At 62.3% G+C, this 5,521-nt stretch carries 5 protein-coding genes; 2 read left to right on the forward strand and 3 right to left on the reverse strand.

Going from position 1 to position 5,521, the window contains the following annotated elements; genetic code table 11:
• The 3 genes from VGY55_01130 to rpmB form a co-directional block, all read right to left on the reverse strand.
• Nucleotides 1-1,158, reverse strand: a 1,158-nt coding sequence (locus VGY55_01130) for an amidase family protein (protein ID HEV2968557.1), incomplete at its 3' end; no start/stop codon positions are given.
• Nucleotides 1,159-1,362: 204 nt separating this feature from the next.
• Nucleotides 1,363-1,653: an Asp-tRNA(Asn)/Glu-tRNA(Gln) amidotransferase subunit GatC gene (gene gatC, locus VGY55_01135; protein ID HEV2968558.1), complete on the reverse strand. Its 291-nt coding sequence runs from the start codon at nucleotides 1,651-1,653 to the stop codon at nucleotides 1,363-1,365.
• A gap of 137 nt (nucleotides 1,654-1,790) precedes the next feature.
• The gene (gene rpmB, locus VGY55_01140) at nucleotides 1,791-2,081 is read right to left on the reverse strand and encodes a 50S ribosomal protein L28 (GenBank protein HEV2968559.1); all 291 of its coding nucleotides are present in this window, start codon (nucleotides 2,079-2,081) and stop codon (nucleotides 1,791-1,793) included.
• Between the two features lie 270 nt (nucleotides 2,082-2,351).
• On the opposite strand from rpmB, the gene VGY55_01145 reads away from it, so the two are divergent.
• Both VGY55_01145 and VGY55_01150 read left to right on the forward strand, forming a co-directional pair.
• Nucleotides 2,352-4,025 (forward strand): hypothetical protein, encoded by a 1,674-nt coding sequence (locus VGY55_01145; protein HEV2968560.1) that lies wholly within the window; start codon nucleotides 2,352-2,354, stop codon nucleotides 4,023-4,025.
• 316 nt (nucleotides 4,026-4,341) lie between these two features.
• Nucleotides 4,342-5,202, forward strand: a complete 861-nt coding sequence (locus VGY55_01150) for a PEP-CTERM sorting domain-containing protein (GenBank protein HEV2968561.1) — start codon at nucleotides 4,342-4,344, stop codon at nucleotides 5,200-5,202.
• The last annotated feature ends 319 nt before the right edge of the window (nucleotides 5,203-5,521 follow it).

Consider the following 5,521-nt stretch of genomic DNA (forward strand, 5'->3'; position numbering starts at 1 on the left):
CATGATCCGCCGTTTCACTTCCGGCCCGAACCCTTCGGCCCGGCTGCGGCGATACATCCGCACCAGCGGGTTGTCGAGTTCCTCGGCCTCGGCGTGCTTGCCGGCCAAGACGAGTTCGCGCCGCTCGTCGGCCAACTCCTCGATCATTGCCGCTTCGTCGGTCCGATAGCCGTAATGCACGCCATCGTACCGCGCCAGATTGCTCGAGGCCTCGCTGGGGGCGATGATGTAATACGTCGCCACGCCGTATTTGCCATGCGGCATCGACAACTCGACGACCTTCGCCCCGAGCGATTCATAAACCTGAATCGCCTCGCGCACGGCCGATTCCACTTCGCCATCCAAGCCGGGGCCGAAATGCTCGCGCACCAACCCCAGCCGCAGCCCTTCGAGCGGCACGCGAACTGTTTCGGTGTACGGGGGCACCGGCGTCGGGATCGAAGTCGAATCGTGCGGATCGTGGCCGGCGATCACATCCAAGAGCAGCGCCGCGCCTTCGGCGCTGCGCGCCAGCGGGCCGATCTGGTCCAGGCTGCTGGCGAATGCGACTAGCCCGTAACGGCTCACTCGGCCATAGGTCGGTTTCAAACCCGTGACGCCGCAGAGACCCGCGGGCTGGCGGATCGAGCCGCCAGTGTCGGTGCCGATCGAGAGGGGCGCCATGCCGGCGGCGACGCAGGCCGCCGCCCCGCCGCTGGAGCCGCCGGGAATTCGCTCGAGGTCCCAGGGATTTCGCGTGGGAAAGAAGGCGGAATTCTCGTTCGAGCCCCCCATCGCGAATTCGTCGAGATTCGTGCGGCCAATGAAGACGGCGTCGGCCGCGCGCAGCTTGGCGACCACGGTCGCATCGTACGGCGGGCGGAAATTCTCGAGCATCCGCGAGCCGCAGGTCGTCAGCTCCCCCTTGGCGCACAGCAGATCTTTCACGGCGACCGGCAAGCCGCCCAAACGGCCAACCAATTTCTTCTCGCGGCGGCGACGGTCCACATCCGCCGCTTGCGCCAACGCCGCCTCGGCATCGCTCCGCAGAAAGGCCTTGACCAACGGGTCCCAGCGCGCGATCTCCTCGAGATACGCCCGAGTGACGTCGACCGATGTCACGTCACCGGCGTTCAATCTCGCCAGGAGTTCCGTCGCACTGGACTGAATCAGCGACATGGGATTCACCTGCGAAGGACAACGTCGCATCGTATAACCCGGAGCCAACGGCGATGAAAACGGCGGCACTCGGTCGCCGTTGGCTCCCGGCGAAGAACGCTTAACAAATCCGGCGGGGACTGTCCCCTTTTTGGGCCGTCCGCGGAGCAAAACGGGGACTGTCCCCTTCTCCCGGCAGATTTGTTAGTCGTCCCAAACAATCGCTCAATCACCTAGCACGGCGGGAACGAGATAGTATTCACCATCCTGATGCGGGGCGTTGCCCAGGGCCTCGGCGCGCGGGAGGCTGGGGCGCTCCTCGTCCGGTCGAAAGACATTCGTCAATTCCACGGCATGCGCCATCGGCTCGACATCGTCGGTGTTCAGCTCCGCCAATTGATCGACGTAGCCGACGATCGCCCCGAGTTGGGCAGTCATCTTGTCGAGTTCCTCGGGCGTGAGCCGCAAGCGGCCGAGCAGCGCCACTTTTTCCACATCTTCGCGAGTTAGGCTCATGGCAAATTCCTTCGGTCGGTCAATCGGAAGAAACGGCATGTGGCCGACGCTGCCAGCGTCCGCCACGGATGGTCAGGCAGAGCCTCGTCGTCAGCGCGGCCCCAGGCAGAGCCTGGGACCGAGAGCGCCGTGACGAATCAGACCTTGGCCGCGGTCTTTGGTTTATCCGCTTGAGAGAGCTTGAACGGCGCGTGGCGGACCAGCTTGGTGATCCGGCCGCTGCGAATGCATTGGGTGCACACCAGCTTGGTCGTACTCGTGCCATGGCCGACGGTCACCCGCAGCCGCTGCAAGTTCGGCTTGAACTTCCGGCGGGCGATCCCGGTGACCTTCGTGCCCACGCCCCCCAAGTATTTGGCCTTGCCGCGGGTCGTCACGGAGTTGCCCATCGCATGCCCTTTGCCGCAAATCTCACAATGTCGCGCCATCGCACCCCTCAGTTCGCTTTAACGTCTTACGGACAGCAAAGTTGGAAACCGTAAGTATATCGGTCGAGACCATCGATGCAAGTGCAAGGCGATGAGTAGAGTCGCTCCGGAATCTCAACTCTAAGAGTTGAGATTTCAAATCGAAGGGGGCCCCTGCCGGAGTTTTTCCGTCAAATTGGTATCGGTTTGCGGAAAAACTGGCCATAATGGAGGGTCAGGGTGCCGGCGGCTTGTCGCCGAGTCTTTTTAGAAGCGGAACTGAGTTCAACGATGTTCGATTGGCAGCGCTGGGAGCCGTCCGGCATCTGTCGGCACTTGCGCGCGGCGGCCATTTTCACGGCGCTGCTGCCGGGGGCGGCGCGCGCCGCGATCACGATCACAGCGCCGAGCATTTCGCTTCCCTACTCGACGTCGACTCAATCGGGCATATTCGAGGTGTGGGTGCAAAGCACCGCCTCGCCCCAGACGCAAGTGGGAGCATTCAACGTCGAAATCCAGCTCCCGTCTTTCTCGAGCGTGACGTTTCCGCAACCATCGCCGAACTCGGGCTCAAACACCACGCCGACGGTTCACCCCTATATCTTTCCCGGCCAATCGCCGACCGAGAAAGCTGTCAATTCGGGGCGAACGATTCAAGGAACTGACAACGCCGAGTCAACCGTTCCGACGCTCGGCGACGGGGCCGGGCTGCTCTCAGTGACTGCGTCGGTGCCGGCGGGGGCGACTGGCTTCTATCCGCTGACCTTCGTCGCCTATTCGCCTCCGCAAGACGTCGTCGGAACCGTGTTGTTTGACCAAAACAACTTGCCGATTGCGACCACCGATCAAAACGGGTCGATCACGATTCTGCCGCCCACGGCTTATTGGCGCGGCTCGGTTGACGCCAATTGGACGACCGACAATTTCCAGACCGGCGTGACCAATTGGACGATCGATTCGGCCGGCACGACGGATACCCACATCGCGCCGGGCGCATCGACGGATGTTTTCTTCATCGCCAGCGGCGCGGCAAACTTGAATACGACGCTCGGCGGCGATTTCTCGATCAAGGGGCTCGCGTTCACGTCGAACGCCACAACCTCCGTGACGATCGGCGGCGGCAACACGCTCACGATCGGCGCGGATGGTCTGACGGTGCAAGCCGGGTCGGCCGCCCATACGATCAATGCGGCGGTGTCGCTGGGCGGAAGTCAAACTTGGCGCGTAAGCAACGCGGCGGCATCGCCGCTCACGGTCGGAGGGACGCTGAGAATTCCCGCCTCGGCGACCTTGACGAAAACCGACGTCGGCACGCTAGTGATCGGCGGCGCCCCGACGTTTGGAAACAATAGTTCGTTGGCCGTCAACGGCGGCGCCGTCAAGTTCAACCTGACGACGGGGACCGCGACGATTGGAACCGGGGTGACGGCCACCCTCGCCGCCGGCGCGACGCTGGAACTGGCCGGCTCCGTTTCAGCGCTCGCCAACGGGGCGGCGCGAGTCAATGTGACGAACAGCAGCACTCTCGCTGGCGGAGGACTGCTGATATCGGGCACGAATCAACAATTGGGCGCCGTCACCGGCACTGGAAACCTTACGGTCGATGCCGGCAGCGATCTGACCGTGAATTCCATCGTGCAATCCGCGCTGATCATCGGCGGTACGTCCACGAGCAAGGCCACGGTCGCGATCCGCCCGAGCGATGCCTCGGGCAATCCCCTGGCCGACAGCCTGATCGGCTCGCTCGAACAATCGAGCCAGCCATTTGCGGCAGGCCTGACCGGCGGCGAAGGAACCGCTCTGCCGACTTCGGGCGCAGATTCTGCGGCGAGTATCTTTTCCGGAGCATCGAGCAGCAACTTTTCTTCCGCCGGCGGCTCCGTTCCCGAGCCTTCGACAGTTCTGCTGGCTCTCGTGGCTGCCGGCCTGTGGTTCTCCGCCAGGTTGCTCACAAAGAGCGCCTAACAAATCCGGCTGGGAGAAGGAGACAGTCCCCGTTTTGCTCCGGGGACTCCGCAAAAAGGGGACAGTCCCCGCCGGATTTGTTAGGCGCTCATCAAGAGCTAACCAACATCTCGGCGCACGCTCGCGAAATCTTAACGGGCGTCGGCTAGAACTTGCCGTGCCGGCACGCCTGCTAGGAGCCTATCCAAGAACCGCCTGCGGAGAGGGGGACCACAAAAGGGGACAGTCCCCGGCGGTTCTCGGATAGGCTCTAAGTCCCAGGCGCACCGACATTCGCCCCGAAGTCCATGCACCTCACGAGAAGGAGACGCTAGTGATGAGATTTACAACTTGCCTTGGATTGGTCGTTATCGCTTCCGCCCTCATGATCGCTCCCGCCTACGGCGGCACGATAACGCAATGGACGTTTGAGAATCAGCCGGTCACTGGCGCTCCCCCTTACAATAACAGCCCCACGCCGTCCACCGGCGTCGGCACGGCCAGTTCGATCGGCATGGATATTTATCCCACGCCCCAGGTGGGCGTGACCAGCGACGATATCTTGCAGGGCGCGACTGGAGACACTGGCGTCAACGGCAACGCGAATCTCAGTCAGATTTGGCGCGTCCGCGCTCAGGCCGGTCCCACCGGCGGCGCCGCCAATGGATGGTCAAGCCTCGCACCGATCGGCACTCAGGGGGCCGTATTCTCCGCGAGCACCGTCGGCGTCAAGGGTCCGATCAACGTCGGCTTCGATTGGTATGCGACCAATCAGGGCGAGGCCAATCTGCAACTGAGATACACTGATAACGGCATCACTTTTACTAACCTGCCGATCACCCTGAACGCGTCCGACGCCGGTCTGGCCGCGTTGAACAACGTTACTTCGCCCAACACGGTGATCGGATCGTATGTCAGCATAACAGGCGGCGCGGGGCAGGGCTGGTTCCCCGGCTTAGCCGCGACGATCAACGACCCTCTAGCGGCAGGCAATCCGAACTTCGCGATTGAAATGGTGAACGCATCCACCGGCGCGGACAATATCAGCGCCAAAGGAACGCCCCTGAATAACAACTCCGGCAACTGGCGATTCGACAACGTCACGATCAGCGCCGCCGTTCCGGAGCCATCGACGATAGCGTTGGCGGCCTTGTCGCTGGTCGGCCTTTCGGTGTCGTTCCTGAAGCGGCGATCTTGATCCGGGCAGTTTCTGTTTTCTTTCACTCGAAGGACAGTTTTCTCCCGCAATTCGAGCCTGAAGCAAGCCACGCCGTGCATTCATGCACGGCGTGGCTCTTCTTTTGGGACGATGGCGGCGGCCGGCCCAGTCGATCGCTTATCTTCGCAGAATGCCCCGACGGTTGCGGCTCGCTTGACGTAAGTTGCAACCGACTGCGGAGATCGATCTCGCGGCCATATCTCATCGACTCCTAACAAATCTCTCGCGGGCCGCTGAATAAATCCTAACCATCGTCCTCTACAACCTTGCTATCACGCGGCCCGGAAAAGAAACGCTA

This window comes from Pirellulales bacterium (genome assembly GCA_035939775.1).
Taxonomy (GTDB): domain Bacteria; phylum Planctomycetota; class Planctomycetia; order Pirellulales; family DATAWG01; genus DASZFO01.

Bases quoted from the DNA above. Each gene is read 5' to 3' on its own strand.
- gatC (HEV2968558.1), bottom strand. From the start codon at position 1,653: ATGAGCCTAACTCGCGAAGATGTGGAAAAAGTGGCGCTGCTCGGCCGC.
- rpmB (HEV2968559.1), bottom strand. From the start codon at position 2,081: ATGGCGCGACATTGTGAGATTTGCGGCAAAGGGCATGCGATGGGCAAC.
- VGY55_01145 (HEV2968560.1), top strand. From the start codon at position 2,352: ATGTTCGATTGGCAGCGCTGGGAGCCGTCCGGCATCTGTCGGCACTTG.
- VGY55_01150 (HEV2968561.1), top strand. From the start codon at position 4,342: ATGAGATTTACAACTTGCCTTGGATTGGTCGTTATCGCTTCCGCCCTC.